The organism is Salipiger sp. PrR007, assembly GCF_010499845.1.
GTDB classification, from domain to species: Bacteria; Pseudomonadota; Alphaproteobacteria; order Rhodobacterales; family Rhodobacteraceae; genus Salipiger; species Salipiger pacificus_A.
Genome location: NZ_JAAGOZ010000014.1, coordinates 60,429 through 79,329, shown reverse-complemented (window position 1 = coordinate 79,329; position 18,901 = coordinate 60,429). Strand labels below are relative to the sequence as shown.

At 69.0% G+C, this 18,901-nt stretch carries 17 protein-coding genes; 16 read left to right on the top strand and 1 reads right to left on the bottom strand.

Going from position 1 to position 18,901, the window contains the following annotated elements:
• Nucleotides 1-18 precede the first annotated feature (18 nt).
• Complete coding sequence (locus G0Q01_RS05570) at nt 19-1,056, top strand: LacI family DNA-binding transcriptional regulator (protein ID WP_235939674.1); 1,038 nt, start codon at nt 19-21, stop codon at nt 1,054-1,056.
• 232 nt (nt 1,057-1,288) lie between these two features.
• Nucleotides 1,289-1,834, top strand: a complete 546-nt coding sequence (locus G0Q01_RS05565) for an MT-A70 family methyltransferase (protein WP_164189856.1) — start codon at nt 1,289-1,291, stop codon at nt 1,832-1,834.
• A gap of 15 nt (nt 1,835-1,849) precedes the next feature.
• On the opposite strand, the gene G0Q01_RS05560 is transcribed toward G0Q01_RS05565, so the two are convergent.
• The gene (locus tag G0Q01_RS05560) at nt 1,850-2,752 is read right to left on the bottom strand and encodes a LysR family transcriptional regulator (RefSeq protein ID WP_164189854.1); all 903 of its coding nucleotides are present in this window, start codon (nt 2,750-2,752) and stop codon (nt 1,850-1,852) included.
• A gap of 123 nt (nt 2,753-2,875) precedes the next feature.
• Between G0Q01_RS05560 and G0Q01_RS05555 the strand changes: the two genes are divergently transcribed.
• From G0Q01_RS05555 to G0Q01_RS05490, 14 genes are all read left to right on the top strand, one after another.
• Complete coding sequence (locus tag G0Q01_RS05555; protein WP_164189852.1) at nt 2,876-4,051, top strand: cytochrome P450; 1,176 nt, start codon at nt 2,876-2,878, stop codon at nt 4,049-4,051.
• Between the two features lie 34 nt (nt 4,052-4,085).
• A complete protein-coding gene (locus tag G0Q01_RS05550; RefSeq protein WP_108970434.1) occupies nt 4,086-4,409 on the top strand; it encodes a 2Fe-2S iron-sulfur cluster-binding protein in 324 nt (107 codons plus the stop codon).
• Nucleotides 4,406-5,584 carry an NAD(P)/FAD-dependent oxidoreductase gene (locus G0Q01_RS05545; RefSeq protein ID WP_164189849.1) on the top strand — a complete coding sequence of 393 codons (1,179 nt, stop codon included), beginning with the start codon at nt 4,406-4,408 and terminating at the stop codon, nt 5,582-5,584. Before G0Q01_RS05550 ends, G0Q01_RS05545 begins: the two co-directional genes overlap by 4 nt.
• A 98-nt stretch (nt 5,585-5,682) precedes the next feature.
• Complete coding sequence (locus G0Q01_RS05540; RefSeq protein WP_164189847.1) at nt 5,683-6,663, top strand: TRAP transporter substrate-binding protein; 981 nt, start codon at nt 5,683-5,685, stop codon at nt 6,661-6,663.
• 8 nt (nt 6,664-6,671) lie between these two features.
• Entirely contained in the window at nt 6,672-7,175 is a 504-nt protein-coding gene (locus tag G0Q01_RS05535; protein ID WP_235939671.1) for a TRAP transporter small permease, read from the top strand.
• Nucleotides 7,172-8,470 (top strand): TRAP transporter large permease, encoded by a 1,299-nt coding sequence (locus G0Q01_RS05530; protein ID WP_164189842.1) that lies wholly within the window; start codon nt 7,172-7,174, stop codon nt 8,468-8,470. The genes G0Q01_RS05535 and G0Q01_RS05530 overlap by 4 nt, the downstream gene beginning before the upstream one ends.
• A 253-nt stretch (nt 8,471-8,723) precedes the next feature.
• Entirely contained in the window at nt 8,724-10,271 is a 1,548-nt protein-coding gene (locus G0Q01_RS05525; protein ID WP_164189840.1) for a right-handed parallel beta-helix repeat-containing protein, read from the top strand.
• Complete coding sequence (locus tag G0Q01_RS05520; RefSeq protein ID WP_164189838.1) at nt 10,262-11,497, top strand: polysaccharide biosynthesis/export family protein; 1,236 nt, start codon at nt 10,262-10,264, stop codon at nt 11,495-11,497. The genes G0Q01_RS05525 and G0Q01_RS05520 overlap by 10 nt, the downstream gene beginning before the upstream one ends.
• Before the next feature lie 209 nt (nt 11,498-11,706).
• Nucleotides 11,707-12,948, top strand: coding sequence for a Coenzyme F420 hydrogenase/dehydrogenase, beta subunit C-terminal domain (locus G0Q01_RS05515; protein ID WP_164189836.1), 1,242 nt, complete (start codon nt 11,707-11,709; stop codon nt 12,946-12,948).
• Nucleotides 12,949-13,033: 85 nt separating this feature from the next.
• The gene (locus G0Q01_RS05510) at nt 13,034-14,866 is read left to right on the top strand and encodes a hypothetical protein (RefSeq protein WP_164189834.1); all 1,833 of its coding nucleotides are present in this window, start codon (nt 13,034-13,036) and stop codon (nt 14,864-14,866) included.
• Nucleotides 14,856-16,217 (top strand): O-antigen ligase, encoded by a 1,362-nt coding sequence (locus G0Q01_RS05505; RefSeq protein ID WP_164189831.1) that lies wholly within the window; start codon nt 14,856-14,858, stop codon nt 16,215-16,217. Before G0Q01_RS05510 ends, G0Q01_RS05505 begins: the two co-directional genes overlap by 11 nt.
• Before the next feature lie 26 nt (nt 16,218-16,243).
• Nucleotides 16,244-17,320, top strand: coding sequence for a glycosyltransferase family 2 protein (locus G0Q01_RS05500; protein WP_164189829.1), 1,077 nt, complete (start codon nt 16,244-16,246; stop codon nt 17,318-17,320).
• 46 nt (nt 17,321-17,366) lie between these two features.
• Nucleotides 17,367-17,981, top strand: a complete 615-nt coding sequence (locus G0Q01_RS05495; RefSeq protein WP_235939668.1) for a DapH/DapD/GlmU-related protein — start codon at nt 17,367-17,369, stop codon at nt 17,979-17,981.
• Nucleotides 17,978-18,865 carry a glycosyltransferase family 2 protein gene (locus G0Q01_RS05490; RefSeq protein WP_164189824.1) on the top strand — a complete coding sequence of 296 codons (888 nt, stop codon included), beginning with the start codon at nt 17,978-17,980 and terminating at the stop codon, nt 18,863-18,865. Before G0Q01_RS05495 ends, G0Q01_RS05490 begins: the two co-directional genes overlap by 4 nt.
• Nucleotides 18,866-18,901: the final 36 nt, after the last annotated feature.

Genomic DNA, 18,901 nt, shown 5'->3' with positions numbered 1-18,901 from the left:
GGACCGAAGATGCGCGCGATGAACGAAGATCAAGCGAAAAAGCCGCGGGCCGCCCGCAAGGGCCAGGGCCGCGGCGTCACCATGGAGACGGTGGGACGGCTGGCTGGTGTCAGCCAGGTGACGGTGTCGCGCGCGCTGTCGGATCCCTCGAAGGTCTCCCCCGCGACCATGGCCAAGATCCAGGAAGCCATCGCCCAGACCGGCTTCGTGCCCAACGCGCTGGCCGGGGCGCTGGCCTCCAGCAAGTCGATGCTGATCTCGGCGCTGGTGCCCTCGATCACCAACATCGTCTATTCCTCGATGGTCAAGGCCTTCTCCGAGGAGATGCGCGAAGCGGGCTACCAGATCCTGCTGTCCGAGACGGGGTTTGGCCCCGAGGACGAAGAAAAGCTCATCGCCGCGCATCTGTCGCGGCGGCCCGACGCGATGTTCCTGACCGGCATCCACCACAGCGCGCAGGCCCGGCGGATGCTGCTCGGGGCCGAGATCCCGGTGGCCGAGGTCTGGGACATCACCGACAGCCCGATCGATTTCTGCGTTGGGTTCAACCACGCCGAGACCGGACGGGCCGCCGCCGAATACGCTCGCCGCAAGGGGTATTCGCAGGCGGGCGTGGTCTCGGCGGGCGACGAGCGCGCTCGGCGGCGCAGCGAGGCTTTCGCGCGCGAATGGGAGCGCAGAGGCGGCGCGCCGGTCTCGAAGATGCTCTTCGAGGCGCAGGCCTCGCTGGCCAATGGACGCGCCGGGCTGCGCGGACTGCTCGAGCAGGGCTTCTCCGGCGGCGTGGTGCACTGCTCGTCGGATCTGCTCGCCCACGGCGTTCTGATCGAGGCGCAGGCACAGGGGCTCGATGTGCCGGGGCAGATCGCGGTGATCGGCTTCGGCGACCAGGAGTTTGCCGCCACGGTCGAGCCGGGCATCACCACGGTGCGCGTCGACATGGCGGCCTTTGGCCGGGCCGCCGCGCAGGCCATGCTGGCACGGCTTCAGGGGGCGGACGGCGGCGCCTCGGTCATCGACCTTGGCTTCGAGATCGTCGGGCGCCGGTCGGCGTGACCGTTGGGCCCCGGGCCCCGGCCACCGGGGCTCCCGATACGTCCATCGGGTCGGCGAGGCTGCGCAGGGGCAGGCGCCCGTCATCCTGCGCGGCACCGCGTGCGCCGCAGGTGCAGCCTCCTTGCAGCAGTCCGACAGCCGGTGCCCGCCGGACGCGGTGTCGCGGTGGATCAAGGGTCGACTTTCCGGGCCAATCCCAAGATACCGGGGCTGCGAAACAAGGACATGACCGATGGATGACTCTGCGCGCCCCGCGACCCAGTTGAACGCCTTCCTCGAAGGGCAGAAATTCGGATGCGTCCTTGCCGATCCGTTCCGGGATCGCCCGGCTGAGAGCCTTGGCGGGGGCGCCTTCGAGGAGCTCTGCGCGCTGCCGGTGGCCGAGCACATGGACGACCGCGCGCATTGCTATCTGTGGGTGCCCAACGCGCGGCTGCCCGAGGGGATGAGCCTGCTGCGGTCCTGGGGGTTCAAGTACACCAGCAACATCGTCTGGCAGAAGTCCTCGGACATTCAGGGCGAGGAGGGGCCGGAGATTTTCACCGACGCCACCGCGCTTCTGCTCTTCGGCATCCGGGGCAAGAACGTGCGGACCCTGGCGCCCGCGCGCAGCACGGTGAACTTCCTCCAGCCCGACGCGGGGGGCGATCCGGCCCTGGCGCAGAAGCCCGACGCGCAATACGGGCTCATCGAGCGCTGCAGCTGGGGCCCGTTCCTCGAGCTTTTCGGGCGCGGAACCCGCGAGGGCTGGACCGTCTGGAGCGCCGACGCGGCCTGACGCCCGGTGCTGCCCTCAGCCGCGACAGGCGGTCCAGATGAGATCGCGCAGCCAGCGGTGCATCGCCGAGGCATTGGTATGCGCGGCCCAGACCAGCGAGACGTCGAAGGCTCCCGGGAAGGGGCAGTCGGTCACCTTGAGCTCCTCGAAATTCCGCTCGCCGAGCCGGCGCGGGATGGTGGCCACGAGGTCCGAGCCCGAGATCAGCGTGCCAAGTCCGGCGGGGCTGGGCGCGGTGATGGTCGGCAGGAGCCTGTGCCCCGCGGCCTCCAGCTCACGCAGGTAGGCTGACTGCCAGCCCGCGCCGTAGTCGATCAGCACGTGGTTCAGCGACAGGTAGCTGGCGGCGTCGAGCTTCGCCTCGGCGCTCGGATGCGCGGCATCCATCAGGCAGGCGTATTCCTCGGAATAGAGGCGGCGCGAATGGAAGCCCGACTCGGCGCGGGCGAAGGGGCCGATCAGCACGTCCGCCTCGCGCCGCAGCAGCCGCAGGTGCCCGTCTCCCAGCGAGCTGATCACCTTCACCGTCATCCCCGGCGCCTGCCGCCGGATTGCGCTTATGATGCCGGGGATCAGCAGCACGCGCTCGTAGTAGTTGCAGGCGATGGTCACGTTCTGCTGCGCCTGTGCCGGTTCAAAGGCGTCGGGCTGCAGCATTTCGTCGAGCATCCCGAGCATCTGCAGCGATCGCGCGAGGATATCCTCGCAGCGCTCAGTGGCCACCTGCTGGCCGCCCTCGCGCACGAAGAGCGGGTCCTGGAAACAGGCGCGCAGCTTGGCGATGGTGTAGCTCACAGCGGATTGATTGACGTTCAGCTTCTCGGCGGCAGCGGTGAAGGATCCGAGCTCATGCACCACGCGCAGCAGGTTCAGGGCTGCGAAATCGATGCTTGCCGGGTTTGGCGGGGCGGACGGCATGGGCTCTCCTGGGGTCGGGGAATAGGCATCAAAGAATTTGATGGGAGTTAATCATTCCATCGCATTGCTCGGCAAGCCCCCGTCTTCTATTCAGCTGCCGGAGGAGAGCTTTGGGAGGAGTTCATGGCGCTAGCACCGCTCGACGAAGCGATTACGCTCGATCAATTGAGTTCGGATCCCTATCCGATCTACCGCAGGCTGCGGGCCGAAAGCCCCGTGCTGCGGGTCGCGGCGACCGGCCGCACCCTGCTGACCAAGGCGGCGCTGACCAAGGCCGTGAAGGAAAACCCCGAGCTGTTCAGCAGCGACGATCCGCACACGCCGATGAAGCCGGCCTTCCGCGCGCACACGCTGATGCGCAAGGACGGGCAGGATCACTTCGTCGAACGCAAGGCGATTTCCAAGTCGCTGACCCCGAAGATGATCAAGACCGACTGGGGCCCGCTCTACGAGCAGATGGCCGAGGATTATGTTGGGCGCTTGCCGCGTGGCGAGACGGTGGATCTCTTTTCGGAACTCTGCGGGCCGCTGGCGGCGCGCATCCTCGCGCATATCCTCGGCATCCCCGAGGCGAATGACGAGCAGATGCAGCGCTGGTCTCAGGTTCTGATCGACGGCGCCGGCAACTTCGGCTGGAAGCCCGAGCTCTTTGCCGCCTCGGATGCCGCCAACGACGAGATGGACGCGCTCTTTGCCGCGCTCGAGCCCAAACGCCGCGCCGAGCCCGACGGCTCGGCCTTCTCGGTCATGCTCAACGCCGACGATCCGATCCCGATGAGCCAGATCTATTCCAACATCAAGATCGCCATCGGCGGCGGCATCAACGAGCCGCGCGACGCGCTGGCGACGATCGTCTACGGGCTGCTGACCAACCCGGAGCAGCTCGCCGAGGTGCGTGCGCAGGACGCCTGGGACAAGGCCTTCGAGGAAGGCATCCGCTGGGTCGCGCCGATCCAGGTCAGCTCGCGCCGGGCGCTCGAGGACACCGAGCTTGGCGGCTACGACATCCTCAAGGGCGACACGGTGATGACCGTCCAGGCCTCGGCCAACCGCGACGAGGAGATCTACGAGGACGGCGAGAATTTCTTCGTCTTCCGTGACAAGAACCCGCATCAGGCATTCGGCAACGGCCCGCACCATTGCGCCGGCGCGCATGTGGCGCGGCGGACGGTGGGCAAGATCATCCTGCCCATGCTGTTCGACCGCTTCCCGAACATGACGCTGCCGGACCCGGAGGCGGTGGTCTGGAAGGGCTTCGGCTTCCGCGGACCGATCAACCTGCCGGTCGTGCTGAACTGAGCCCGGCAGGGCGCAAATCAAGGAGGAGAAACAGATGATCAAGGTGACCTACGTCGCCCAGGACGGAAGCGCGACCACCATCGAGGCCGAGGAGGGCACCAGCGTCATGCAGGCGGCGGTGCAGAACGATCTCGACGGGATCGTCGGTGAATGCGGCGGCTCGATGATGTGCGCGACCTGCCACTGCTACGTCGACGACGCCTGGGCAGAGCGTACCGGGGAGCGTTCGGCGGACGAGGAGGATATGCTCGAGGGCGCCGCGGCCGAGGTGACCGAGCGCTCGCGCCTGTCGTGCCAGATCAAGCTACAGCCGTCGCTGGACGGGCTGGTGGTGCACCTGCCCGAGGAACAGCTTTGAGCCAGCCGGGGGTCCTGATCCTCGGGGCCGGGCAGGGCGGTCTGCAGGCCGCGATCAGCCTGCGCCAGAGCGGCTATGCCGGGCCGGTGACGCTGGTCGGGGCCGAGCCGGGGCTGCCCTACCAGCGCCCGCCGCTATCCAAGGCCTATTTGCTCGAGGGCAATGCCGAGGCGCTGGCGCTGCGGCCCGAGAGCTTCTTCACCTCGAAAGAGGTGCGCTACCTGCCACAGACCCGCGCCGAGGAGATCGACCGCGCGGCCCGCGAGGTTCTGCTGAGCGGACCGGGCGGCACCCAGCGTCTGCCTTATGAGCAGCTCATCCTCGCCACCGGCACGCGCAACCTGCGGCCGCCGATCGCGGGGCTGGAGCGCGCGCTTGACCTGCGCACGCTGGAGGATGCGGCGACGCTGCGCATGGTGCTGGCCGCCCCGCAGCGCATCGCGGTCATCGGCGGCGGTTTCATCGGGCTCGAGTTTGCCGCAGTCGCGCGCAAGCTCGGCCACGAGATCAGCGTGATCGAGGCCGCGCCGCGGCTGATGGCCCGCGCCGTCTCGCCGGCTATGTCGGAGCATTTTGCGCGCTGGCACCGGGCGCAGGGCGTGGCCTTGCACCTCGGGCAGCCCGCCGTGGCCGTGGATGCCGCAGGGGTGACATTGGCCGATGGATCGCATGTGGCGGCGGAGGTCGTGCTGCTGGCCGCCGGGGTGTGCCCCAACAGCGAGCTGGCCGAGGCGGCGGGGCTCGCCACTGCCAACGGCGTGACGGTGGATGCGGGGCTGCGCACGTCGGACCCGGCGATTTTCGCGCTCGGGGACTGCGCCTGCTTCCCCGACCCGCGCACCGGGGCGCCGCTGCGGCTCGAGAGCGTGCAGGCCGCCACCGATCACGCCCGGCTGATCGCCGCGCGGATCGCCAAGGGAGAGACCGCGGACTATGCCGCGCTGCCCTGGTTCTGGTCCGATCAGGGCGACCAGAAATTGCAGATTGCCGGCTACGCTGGTCCGGGAGCGACAGAGGAGGTCGTCACCGAGGGGGTTGTTGCCCGGTTCGACGACCGCGGCCTGGCCGCGGTCGAGACCGTCAACAACGCCCGGGTGCACATGAAGGCACGGCGGCTGCTGGCCTCGGGTGCGGCGGCGGACCTTTCGGCGCTGGAAGAGGTCATCGCCGCCTGAGGGCGGCGGTCGCGCTCCGCCGCCGGATCGGCGGCAAGAGGCGCCCTGCCAAACGCGGCAGGCGCCGGGAAGACAAAGGTTCAAACGGGAGGAGAACCATGAAGATCACGTCTGTCACCCTTGGGGCGGCTTTTGCCGTCACCCTGGCAACCACCGTCGGCGCGCAGGAGCTGAAATACGCCAACTGGGCGCCGCCGTTCCACACCATCACCGACGCGCAGATCGAGCCGCTGGCCAAGGCGGTCGACGAGGGCACCTCGGGGGCGGTGACGCTGCGCGCCTTCCACGGCGGCGAGCTTGGCGCGGGCCCCGCGGATCAATATGTGCGCATCGTGCAGGGCACGGCGGACATGGGCTGGGGGCTGCCGGGTTACACCTCGTCGCAATTCCCCAAGACGCTGATCCTCGAACTGCCCGGCGCGCTGCCGCTGGACGAGCCCGGCTATGCCGCGCTCTGGCGCGCCTACGAGGGTGAGCTCAAATCCGAGTTCCCGATGACCGAGGCGATCGCCCTCTGGGGCGCCGAGCCGAACATCCTGATGATGCGGGACAAGGCGGTCACCAGCCCCGGCGATCTCAAGGGTCTGAAGATCCGCGTCGCCGGCTCGATCGCCGCCGAAGCCATGGAAGCGCTTGGCGCGACCCCGGTGCAGCTGCCGATGACGCAGGTCTACAACGGCCTGCAGACCGGGCTGATCGACGGTCTGGTCAGCGGCGCCTCGGTGCTGTCGGACTTCAAGCTCAGCGAAGTGGTCTCGAACGTCACCACCGGGCCGAACCTCGGACGGCTGACCTTCTACACGGTGATGAACAAGCCGGTCTACGACGGGCTCTCTGCCGAGGCCAAGGCCGCGCTCGACGCGGTCAAGGGCGAGGCGATCTCGAAGCAGACCGAAGAGGCCTGGGTGGCCACCGCGGCCGAGGCGCTCGACGCCGCGCGGGCCTCGAGCGAGATCACCGTCAACGATCTCGACGCGGCGCAGAGCAAGGCCTTCGACGACGCGCTGGCACAGGTGACCGACGCCTATGTCGCCGAGGTCGGCGGCGCGGCGGCGCTGGCCGCGATGCGGGGCGAGTGATGCGCGCCATGCTGCAAAAGACCGCGGACGGGCTGATCAGCCTGTCCGCGTTCCTCGGCACGCTGGGGCTGCTCTTCGTTGTCGGGGTGATCGTGGTCGACGTGATCGGCCGCAACTTCGGCATGCCGCTCTACGGCGCGCAGGATCTGGTCATCATGACCATGGTGATCATCGTCTTTGGCGGCATGGCGCTCTGCGCCCGCGACGACGGGCACATCGTCGTCGACATCTTCGAGCCGCATCTTTCGCCGCGGCTGAACCGGGCGATCGACGTGGCCGCGGGGCTGCTCGGGGCGGTGATCTTCGTGCTCATCGCCTACACGGTCTTCAAGAGCGCGCAGCTGAGCCAGATGCTGAACCTCTCGACCAACCTGCTGCGCCTGCCGACGGCGTGGTTTCAGTACGCGCTCTGCGCGCTGTCGCTGGTGGCCGCGCTGGCGCTGGTCATGCGCGCGGCCTGCGCGGCGCTGGGGATCCGCCCCGCGCCCGCTTCGGGACAGGAGACACCATGAGCCCCGTATTCGTCGGCACCACCGGCTTCGTGCTGCTTCTCGTGCTGCTGTTGCTGCGCATCCCGGTGGCCTTTGCCATGTTCACCGTCGGCTTTGCCGGGATCTGGCTGCTCAACGGTCTGCAGGCGGCCACCGGCCTGCTGTCGTCCGAGACCTTCGCGCTGGCCTCCAACTCCGAGCTGATCGTGGTGCCGCTGTTCATCCTGATGGGCAACGTCGCGAGCGTGACGGGGATGAGCCGGCGGCTCTACGAGGCCGCCTATGCCACCATCGGGCAGGTGCGCGGCGGGCTGGCGGCGGCGACGGTGATCGGCTGCGGCGGATTTGCCGCGCTCTCGGGCTCGTCGGTCGCCTCGGCGCTGACCATGGGCCGCACCGCGCTGGCCGAGATGGACCGTTTCAACTACGACCCGCGCCTGTCGACCGGCGTGGTCGCCGCGGGGGGCACGCTGGGCATCCTGATCCCGCCCTCGACCGGCTTCGTGATCTACGCGATCCTGACCGAGCAGAGCATCGGGCGGCTGTTCATGGCCGGGATCCTGCCCGGCATCCTGCTGCTGACGCTCTTCCTGCTGACCGTCCTGCTGCTCTGCACTCTGAAGCCCTCGCTGGGGCCCAAGGGGCCGTCCACCACCCTTGCCGAGAAACGCCGCGCCTTCCTTGGCGCGATCCCGATCCTTGTGGTGATCCTGCTGACCATCGGCGGTATCTACACCGGCATCTTCTCGCCCACCGAGGCGGCGGGCGTCGGCGCGGCGCTGGTCATCGGCATCGGCGCGCTGAGCGGTACGCTCGATCTGCGCAGCTTCTGGCAGGCGGCGCAGAGCAGCGTGGTCACCACCGCCTCGGTCATGCTGATCCTGATCGCGGCGCATCTGATCAACCCGTTCATCGCGCTCAGCCACCTGCCCGCCGAGGTGAGCCGGATGCTCGTCTCCTTCGATCTCGGGGCCTATGGCACGCTGGTGCTGATCCTCGCGATCTACCTCGTTCTGGGCTGCTTCCTCGAGGGGCTGGCCATGCTGGTGCTGACCCTGCCGATCTTCATGCCAGTGGTGTTGTCGCTGGGGATCGACCCGATCTGGTTCGGGGTGTTGGTGGTCCTGACGCTCGAGATGGGGCTGATCTCGCCGCCGGTGGGGATCAATGTCTTCATCGTCAAATCCGTGGCCAAGAACGTGCCGCTGATCGATATCTTCTGGGGGGTGATCCCCTTCTGGCTGGCGATGCTGGTGACGCTGGGTCTGCTCGTGGCGATCCCGCAGCTGTCGCTCTGGCTGCCGGGGATGATGTAGGCGCGGCAGGCGCGATGCCCTCGCAAGAGGGCATCGACGGCCCCGCGCGGGCTCCCCTCTCCTTCTGGTTGCTCGATCAAGAAGCAATTCTCCGCCGTTGGGCGGGCGAAGGCGCGCGCATAGGCCAAGTTTTCCTAGGATCGGCGCGGTTCGTGCTATTCTGATTTCGTTTTTTCGCGCCAGCCTCGGCCGCGCACAGTGACTTTTAGCACCGTGTCAGGAATTTCGGCATCGCGACAAAGGAGAATGGCTCATGGTTGCTGGCCGGCACGTTGGCGTGCCGATCCCCGCCGGGCCGACTCGCGGCAGCACACAGCCCCGGCCCCGCCCGTCCGCCCTGCGCGGATGGCGCGTTTGGGGTGCGGTTGCCGTGCTGCTGGCTGCCGCTGCGCTTGCGGCGAAGCCCGTCGGCGCGCAAACCCTGTCCCAAGGGGCGGAGCCGCCGGGATCGGTTGCCCGCCAGACTGTGCTCAGGGTGGCGGGGCCGCAGGAGCTGCGCGGCGTCCTGGCGCGGGCGCGCGGCGGCGAGGTGATCGCGCTGGCGCCCGGCGACTACGGTACGCTTGCGCTGCGTGGGGCGGCGGGCGCCTTTGACCGCCCGGTGACGCTGAGTTCCGCCGACCCCGCCGACCGGGCGCGCTTCGAGCGGATCGCGCTGCACGGCGCGCGCAACGTGGTGCTCGAACAGCTCGACTTCCGCCACGACCCCGGGGCGGGCGAGGGAAAACTGCTGGCCATGCTCGAGGTGCGCGGCTCTGGCGGTACCCCCGCCCGGCGCATCACGGTGCGGGGCTGTCGCTTCGCCGGCGCGCCTGTCTCGGACCGGGTCGGCGCCGATCCGCGCGACGCGGTGGCGGTTGCACGGCAGCAGGGGCTCGTGGCGGGCAGCTATGCCGGCATCGGGATCCGCGTTCAGAACGCCAGGGACATCACGGTGACCGGCAATGAGGTCACGGGCGTCTACCGCGGGTTTTCCTTCGAGAGGGTGGCGGGGCTCGAGGTCTCGGCCAATCTGGTGCACGATGTCCGCTCGGACGGGATGACCTTCGGCCAGCTCGAGCATGCCCGCATCGAGCGCAACACCGTTCGCGACCTGCACCCGTGGCGCCACGCCGAGGCAGAGCACAGGGGCGATCATCCTGACCTCATGCAATTCTGGACGACCAACTCCGACGCGGCGACCCGCGACGTGGTCATCCGGGCCAACCTGCTCGTGCAGCGCGCGGTGGCGCAGGACGAGAGGGCGCAGGGCCTCTTCATGCGCAATCTAAAGGCGGAGGCGGACGAGGCGTCGGAAGAGTTCTTCTTCCAGGACATGGTGATCGAGGGCAACGTGATCCTCACCGCCCATATCAATGCGCTGGTGGTGGGCGAGACGACCGGGCTTGCGGTGACCGGCAACCTGCTTCTGCAGGAACCGGGCGCGGGAACGGGCAAGATCGCGACACCGATCCTGTCGATAGCCCGCCGTTCGTCGGAGGTGAAGGTCAGCGGCAACGTGCTGCCGGATCTGTCGCGGGACTATGCCACGGTACAGGGCTACGTCTCGCTGACCGAGGGCGCGGCGCTCGGCTGGCAGCTGCGCGGCAACACTCTGACGCGCCGCGACCGGGAGCGGGGCGCGGTGATGACCGAGGAGGGTGCCATGCTCTTTCGCTATGCGCGGGTCATCGCGGCGATCGAGGCCGGGGGGATGTCTCCGCCCACCGGCGGCACAGGCGCGCCGGGGCACGCGCTCGCGCTGACCGAGCCGCCATGCAAGTCGGGACCAGCGCGGGAGGGCGTCGCCCAATGCCCCTGACCGCCCGCCTCTCGCTCTGGTCGTTGATCGGGCCGCTGCTTGCGGTCCTGCTCGCGCCGCTCCCCGCGCAGGCCGAGGGCTACGTGCTGCAACCGGGTGACCGCGTCGACATCCGCGTCGCCGGGCTGCCCAATCTCGACCGCGACCTGAGGATCGGCGCGGATGGCACCCTCTCGCTACCGCTGATCGGGCGGGTCAGCCTGGGCGGCCAGACGGTCGGCGCCGCCGAGGAGGATGTGGCCCGGCGCTTCGGGGAGGTCGCCTTCCGCCAGCGCACCCTCGATGGGCGCGAGACGCTGTTCCCGATCTCTCCGAGCGAGGTCAGCCTGTCGGTCACCGAATTCCGCCCGGTCTACGTGTCGGGCGAGGTGAAGGCGCCGGGCGCCTTTGCCTTCACCCCGGGGCTGACGGTGCGGCGGGCGCTGACGCTCTCGGGCGGGATCGGTCAGGATCTGGGCTACGTGCGCGACCCGATGGCGCAGATCGCCCAGGTGCAGGGCAACATCGACGCCTTCGGTGCCGAGCTGGCGGCACTCGACGTGCGCGTGCGCCGCTATCAGGCCGAGCTCGACCCCGGCACCGATGCGGCGATCACGGCCACCTCCGGCACCGAGACCGTCGAGGAGGTCGAGACCCAGCGGCTCGTGGCCGGCGTCGCGGGAACGCAGAGCAGGCGGAGCTATTTGCTGGAGGCGCGCAGGGCGGTCACCCATCAGATCGACGTCCTGCGCCAGCAACTCGGCGCCGAGCTCGAGGGAGAAGACGCCGACCAGCAGGAATACGAGCGCATCCGCACCCTGCGCGCGCGCGGGCTTGTCGAGGTCGACCGGGTCACCGAAACCCGTCGGGCGTTGCTGGCCTCGGCGACCCGGCGGCTGGACACAGCCAGCGATCTGGCCGCCGCCGAGAAGGATCTCGCCCGGATCAACTTCGACCTCGGAGATTTCGAGGACGAGGCCCGACGCGACTCGCTGGAATTGCTGAGCGATGCGCTGGTCGACCGCGAGACCACCCGCGCCCGGCTGACCGCCGCCCGCCAGCAGCTCTTGCTGTTGAGCGCCGACTACGCCGACGCGCTCGAGGAAGGCGTGGTCCGCATCACCCTCCGCCGCGGCGCTGGGGCGGGGGAAGAGGTATTCGAGCTTGGCGGCGAAGAGGACATGGCGCTTCTTCCCGGCGATCTCGTCGAAGTGCGGCTCAGCGCGGCCCCGGTCCCCGGCCAGTAGCCGGGCAAGGGACGCGCGGGCGGTGCGCCCTGTGACGCCGGGCTCTGCGCGGCGCGTGTGCTTGCCGAAGTTCACTCTGGTTCCCGAGTTCCGACACGAAGTTCGACCCCCGGGCGCCCCGGCCTCTGCCGAGGTCCCGGAAGACTGAAGTGGCATCAAGCCCGGCGTGCGGCCCGAGAGGACCGGCGCTTGGGCTCTGGGGAGAGGCAATGAACGCCCTGGCTCCGAACCCTGTACCAAACCGCTCAGCGACACTCGATCAGGTGTTGGCGGCGGACACCTGCGCCGGATGCGGCGGCTGTGCCCTGCTGGCGCCGGGCGCCGTGCGGATGGCGATGACACCGCCGGGCTACCTGCGTCCGGTGCAGCAGGCCGCGCTCTCGCCCCGGCAGGAGCGCGCCATCCGGCAGGTCTGCCCCGGGCGGCACCTGGCGCTCGCGGCAGGCGGGCGCGAGGAGCACGTGCTCTGGGGCCCGCATGTCGCGCTCCGCTCTGGGCATGCGACGGACCCGGCGCTGCGCCACAACGGTTCATCGGGCGGCGTGCTGTCGGGGCTGCTGGTGCATCTGTTGCAGAGCGGCGCGGTCGATGTGGTGGTGCAGACCGCCGCCTCGGTTGCGGAGCCGACGGGCACGCGCGGGGTGCTCAGCACCCACCGCGACGAGATCTTCGCCGCGGCGGGCTCGCGCTACGCGCCTTCGGCGCCGCTGCTTGAACTGGGCCGGGCGCTGGAGAGCGGCCGCCGGATCGCCTTTGTCGGCAAGCCCTGTGACGTGGCGACGCTGCGCCAGATGGCCCGGCTCGATCCGCGGATCGACCAGCAGGTTGTGATCACGCTGTCGTTCTTCTGCGCCGGCATTCCCAGCGCCGCGGGCGCGCGCGAGGTGCTCGGGAAGATGGGGGTCGATCCAGGGCAGCTTGCCGCTTTCCGCTACCGTGGCGACGGCTGGCCCGGCTTTGCCACGGCGACACTGCGAGATGGGAGCACCGCGCGGATGAGCTACCGCGACAGTTGGGGCGGGATCCTGTCGCGGCACGTGCAGAAGCGGTGCAAGCTCTGCCCGGACGGGATCGGCAGCTTTGCCGATCTCGTCTGCGCCGATGCCTGGCACACCGACGCCGAGGGCTATCCCAGCTTTGAGGAGGGCGAGGGGACCAGCCTCGTCATCGCCCGCACAGAAATCGGCGCGCGCTGCCTGCAGGAGGCCGAGGCGCGGGGCGCGGTCCGCACGCAGCCCTTCGACATCCGCGAGCTCGAGCCGATGCAGCCCGGGCAGGTGCGCAAGCGGCGCTTCCTGTTGGCCCGGCTGATGGCGATGCGCGCTCTGCTGAGATGGGCGCCGAGGTATGACGGGTTCTTTCTCGCCCGGAACGCGCGGCAGGCCGGGTGGCGGCAGAACCTGCGGCAGTTCTCCGGCATGCTGATCCGCGAACTGGGCCTGAAGTCATGAACCGTCCTTCCCAGCCCCCACGCACCGCGCCGAAGGAGAGGGAGATGTCCGGCAAAATCCCGTCGCAGCGGGACTGGAGGCAGCGATGACCGACCGTGGAACACTCGACACCGGCCTGACGCTCTCGGTGCTGGATGTCCTGCAGGCGGTGAAGCGGAAGATCCTGCCAAGCCTGCTCGCCGGGCTGGTCATGGGCGCGATCACCTACCTCGCGCTGCTGCCGATGCCGCCGCTCTACAGCGCCACGTCGATCGTCTGGTTCGACGAACGTGAAGAGCGGCTTCTGACCTCGGAGTCCGCCTTCGCGGCGCTGGCGGATGACACCAAGGTGACCTGGGTCAACGAGGTGGCACCGATCGTGAAGGAGGCGGCGATCATCCAGTCGGTGCCGGTGCTGACGCGGGTGGTGAACGATCTTGATCTGGTGCAGCAGCCCGAGGCGCTGCGCTCGAAGCGGGTGCTCATCAAGGAAACGCTCAAGGACCGGATCACGGCGATAGTGCCCGCCGCTCTCATTTCGGGCGAGGACGAGGCGCTGCCCGCCATGCCGCCCGGCGGCACGGCGGCGGACACGCCGCTCGAGGTGATCCAGCAGCTCGCGGCCGTGATCGAGACCAACACCAACGAGCTCACACAGCTCATCTCGATCACCGTCACCTCGCCCGATCCGCAGGCCGCGACGCGGATCGCCAACCACCTGCCCGAGGCCTTCCTGCTCGAGTACAATGGCCGGGTCAACGCGGCGAGCGCCGAGATGGTCGCCTGGCTCGATGCGCAGTTGCAGAGCATCCGGACGCGGATCCAGTCCGCGCAGACCGACCTCAGCAGCGATGCCGTCGCGCTGCGGCAGATGACCCATGACGCGGACGTGGGGCTCTACCGCGACTTGCTCAAGCGCCGCAACGAGGTGCAGCAACTGCAGAACATCCAGTCGCACCCGATCCGCGTGGTCAGCAGGGCCACCGTGCCGAGCGATCCCGCCGCCGCTGGACCGGGCCGGTTCGCGCTTGCCGCGACCGCCGCCACCTTCATCGCCGCCTCGCTCGTCTTCGCCCTGCGCGAGCTCTTGAACAAGAAGCTGCGGTATCCGCGGCACTTCGAGGAGCTCGGGCTGCACGTGCTGGCGGCGGCACCGGACCGTGGCAGGAACCGGCCGCTTTTCGACGAGTCGATCCGCCGGTTGCTGTCGCTGGCGATGCCCGACCTGCGCAAGGGGCCGGTGGCGATCGGCTTCACCTCGGGGGCGGCGCAAGAGGGCAAGACGCTGGTCGCACGGGAGGTCGCACGGGCAGCCGCGCGCAGCGGATTGCGCACCGTCCTCGTCGAGGCGGACCTGCGGCACCCCCAGTCGCGCGGCACCGCCGGGCCTCGGCAGAACGGGCTTGCGGAGCTGCTGGCCTCGGGGCGCGGCCCGGACGGCTATGTCGTGGAGGAACCGGGCGAGGGCGCGCTGCCGCTCTACATCCTGCCGAGCGTCGAGGCCTCGAAACACCCGACCGAGCTGCTGGCCTCGCTGCACATGACGCAACTGCTGGCCCGGCTGCGAGAGACATTCGAGCTGATCGTCTGCGACATGCCGCCGGTGTGCATGACCGCGGATGCCGAGGCGCTGGCGCCGCAGCTCGATGGCACCGTGCTGGTGGTGCGCCACGGCCATGCCGGGCTGGCGCGGACGAAATCCGCAGTGGCGCTGCTTGATCGGGGCGGGGACAATCTCATAGGAGCCTTCGTCAACGACTGCCCGCCGCAGTTCCTGTCCGAACTCTACGGGCGCGGCCCGCTCGACTACGGGTTCACCCCGGCGCGCCCGGGGGAGTCGGCCAAGGAGGGCGCAGCACCGGAGGGCGCGCGCGTCAACGCGGGCTCGAAGGTCAAGCTGCTGCCACTGAACCGGGACATGCGCTCCGATGTCGGTTGAGGCGCTCAAGGGCGGGCCAAGACGCCGCGCCACAAGGCTGGGCGCCGCCGCCGTGCCGCGGGTGCTGCCGCTGTCGGTGAGCCTGTTCCTGCTGTCGCTCTTCATCGCCTTCCAGATCAGCCTCGGGCCACTGAAGCTCTCGGCCTCGCGCGGCCTGCTGCTGGTGCTGCTGCTGCCCCTGACGCTCCGGGTGCTGCGCGGCGGCGCGGGGCGGCTTCTGGTCTCCGACGTGGCGATGGTCGCCTTCTGCGTCTGGGTCTTCCTGGGCATGACCCTGCGCCACGGGCTGGCCGAGGCCATCGAGTTCGGCGGCATCAATACGATCGAGACGCTGGGGGCCTATTTCCTCGGGCGCTGCATGATCCGCGATGCCGCGAGCTTTGCCGCAATGGTCCGCGTGATGTTCGGCATCGTGCTCTTCCTGACGCCTTTTGCCTTGCTCGAGACGGTGACCGGCTACAACCTGCTGCTGCATCTGACCAACGCGATCCTGCCCTCGCAGCCCGAGGTGCCGCCGCTGCGCCGGTTGGGGCTCGAGCGGGTGCAGGCGACGCTCGATCACCCGATCCATTTCGGCATCTGCATCGGGGCGTTCGTCGCCCTGACCTACCGGGTGCTGGGCGACGGCCAGCCCGCCGTTCTGCGCTGCGCGCGGGCCGGCCTGGTGGGGGGCGTCGCCTTTCTGTCGCTGTCGTCCGGGGCGCTCATCGCGATGGTGCTGCAGGTCGCGCTGCTGGTCTGGAGCGCCATCACCAAGCCCCTCCGCGAACGCTGGATGCTGCTGGCGCTTGTCGCAGGCGGACTCGTGGTCTTTGAGCTGTCGACCGGTTACTTCCTCGACCTTGTCATCGGCACGATCGCCTTCAACCCGGACACGGCCTTCAACCGGGTCCGGATCTTCGGCTTCGCGCTCGCGAACATCCGCGCCGCGCCCCTGTTCGGCATCGGCCTCGGGGATTGGGTGAACCTGCCGGGCATGTCCGACAGCATCGACATGTTCTGGATGCTGGTCGCGCTGCGGCACGGCATTCCCGCGGGGCTCTTGATGCTCATCGGCTTTCTGTGGCTGCCCCTGACCCTCGCGACGCGCAAGATCACCGACCCGCGCGTGCGCGCCTACCGCGAGGGTTATGTGGTCACCCTTGCGGCCCTCTTCCTCGCGCTCTGGACGGTGCACGTCTGGCGCGAAGCCTATGTCCTCGTGATCTTTCTGTTGGGCAGCGGGTCGTGGATGCTCGGGACCGGCCCCGCGCCGCACAACGGGCCAAAGCGTAGGCTGCCCGTGACCTTTTCCCGAAGCTCCCGCCTCCCCGCGCTGTCCGGAATGCCGTCTCCCTCCCGGTCAGCCTGACTCCCATGCTTGCGATTGGAATGCCCATGTCACACCTCCCTGCAGCCCGGACGGCGGAGCCCCCCGCGCAGGTGCCATGCCCGCAGGCGGCGCGCAGCGCGGCGCCGCCGAGGCCGCTGCGCCTGTGGTCCGCCGGTGACGCGGCGCGCCTCGGTCCTCCCGAGGTGTCGATCCTCATCGTGAGTTACAACACCCGCGCGCTGACGCTGAAGGCGATCGAGACCCTGCTCGCGGCGGGCGGCGACGTGCTGGCCGAGGTGATCGTCTACGACAACGCCTCGCAGGATGGCTCGGCCGAGGCGATCCGCGAGAGATTTCCCCAGATCCAGACCGTTGCCTCGCTCGAGAACCTTGGCTTTGCCAAGGCCAACAACCTGGCGAGCCAGCTGGCCCATGCCGAGATGCTGCTGCTGCTCAACCCCGACACCGAGACCTACGCCAACGCGGTGGCGAACCTGCTGGCCTTCGCGCGCCGCAATCCGCAGGGCGGGATCTACGGTGGCCGGACGGTCTTTCCCGACGGCTCGCTCAACCCGGGCTCCTGCTGCAATCGGATCTCGATCCACAGTCAGCTGTGCCGCGCGCTCTATCTCGACAAGATTTTTCCGGGCAGCGGCTTTTTCAACGCCGAGGCGATCGGCAACTGGAAGCGTGACAGCGAGCGCCGGGTGGATGTCGTCGTCGGCTGCTTCCTGATGATCCCCAAGGCGCTTTGGGACAGGCTGGGCGGCTTCGATCTGAAGTACTTCATGTACGGCGAAGAGGCGGATCTGTGCCACCGCGCGCGGGCGCTTGGCTACACGCCCATGGTGACCCCCGAGGCGACGATCATGCACCTTGTCGGCGCCTCGACCAACGTGCGCGCCGAGAAGATCCTCCTTGTCGGGCAGGCCCGTGCTACACTCATCCGCGAGCATTGGGCGCCCTGGAGCGTGCCCATAGGTCTTTTCCTTCTGTGGCTTTGGTCCGCGGTGCGGTTTTTCTTCTACAGGTTGCAGGCCCTTGTGTCGGGGCGGCCGGATCATCCCGGGCGGCTCACCTGGGATCGGGTCTGGCGTGAGCGCAATCATTGGTTGCGAGGGTACGAAGAAATTCAGGATTAGATAGAATCATTCTTGGGGGCGACGTTTCATGTCGAAAAAGAATGCGATGTCCCGCTTTCGCCGGTTCCTCAGACTGCTCGGCGCGGTGATCGACCCGCGCGCCTACCTGCACATGCTCAGGGTGATGAACTTCTACAATTACAGCCATGTGGCGCCGCTGCGCCGCATCCACCGGGGCAGGGGGGTGACGATCTCGCCCACCGCCTGGTTTTCCGAGCCGGAGCGGATACGGCTCGGCGACGGGGTGCATGTGAACGGCGGCTGCATTCTCTGGGCCGGGCCCTCGACCGGGGCGATCATCGTCGGCGAGAACGCGCTCTTTGGCCCGAACGTCATGGTCACGGCGGCGAGCTACCGCTTCAACGACGGCCAGCCGGTGACCGATCAGGAAATGGAAGAGCGCGATGTCGTCATCGGGCGCGATGTCTGGCTGGGCAGCGGGGTGACGGTGCTGGCGGGCTCCGAGATCGGCGATGGTTGCGTGGTCGGCGCGGGCAGCGTGGTGCGGGGCCGCTTTCCGCCCTTCTCGATCATCGCGGGCGCGCCCGCGCGGGTCGTGGGTCAGCGCAGGCCGCCATGGCCGGTGAAAATGGCGGATCTCAAGGTCATCGAGGAGCCGTCTGAAGGCGGCGCGGCGCAGGACGAGAGGAACACCGGATGAGCCCTCCGAAGAGCCCGGCCGCGGCGGTCATCATCCCCCATTACAACGACCTGGACCGCCTCGCGCGCTGCCTCGCGGCGCTCGAGCAAAACCCGCGCCCCCTGCCGGTCGAAGTGCTGGTGATCGACAACGGCTCCAGCGAGAGCCTCGAGGCGCTGGCCGCGCGTCATCCCGAGGTGCGCTTCGTCACCGAGCCCGGGCGCGGCGCGGCCACCGCGCGCAATCGCGGCGTGGCCGAAAGCCGTGCGCCGCGGCTGTTCTTTCTCGACGCCGACTGCGTCCCTGCCGAGGATTGGCTGGCCGTCGCCTTCCGCCGCATCGAGGCAGCACAGATCGTCGGCGGGGCGGTGCGGATTTTCGACGAAACGCCGCCGCCGCGCAGCGGAGCGCAGGCCTTCGAGTCGGTCTTTGCCTTCCGGCAGGAGGACTACGTTCGGCACCACGGGTTTGCCGTGACCGCCAACCTGCTGACATGGCGACAAATCTACGACGACACCGGGCCACTGGCCCACGGGCTCGCCGAGGACAAGGACTGGTGTCACCGCGCGCGCGCCAAGGGCTACCGGATCGACTATGCGCCCGATCTCGTGGTCGCCCACCCCAGCCGCTCCGACTGGCCGGCGCTGCGCAGGAAGTGGCTGCGGCTCACCCGCGAGAGCTTTGCCTTGGCCCACCCCGGACAGGCCGCCCGCCTGCCATGGATCGCACGCGCGGCGCTGGTCACGCTTTCGCCCTTTGGACATCTGCCCAAGGTGCTGTTTTCGCCGCGGCTCGGCTCGGCGGCAGAGAGGAGGCGGGCAGCCTCGACGCTCTTCCGGCTGCGCTTTGTCCGCGCGGGCTGGATGCTGCGCCAAGCCATGGGGAGGCCGCTCGATGAAGCGTGAGAGGCCCGAGGGTCCGCCTTGCCGCGCACCCATCGG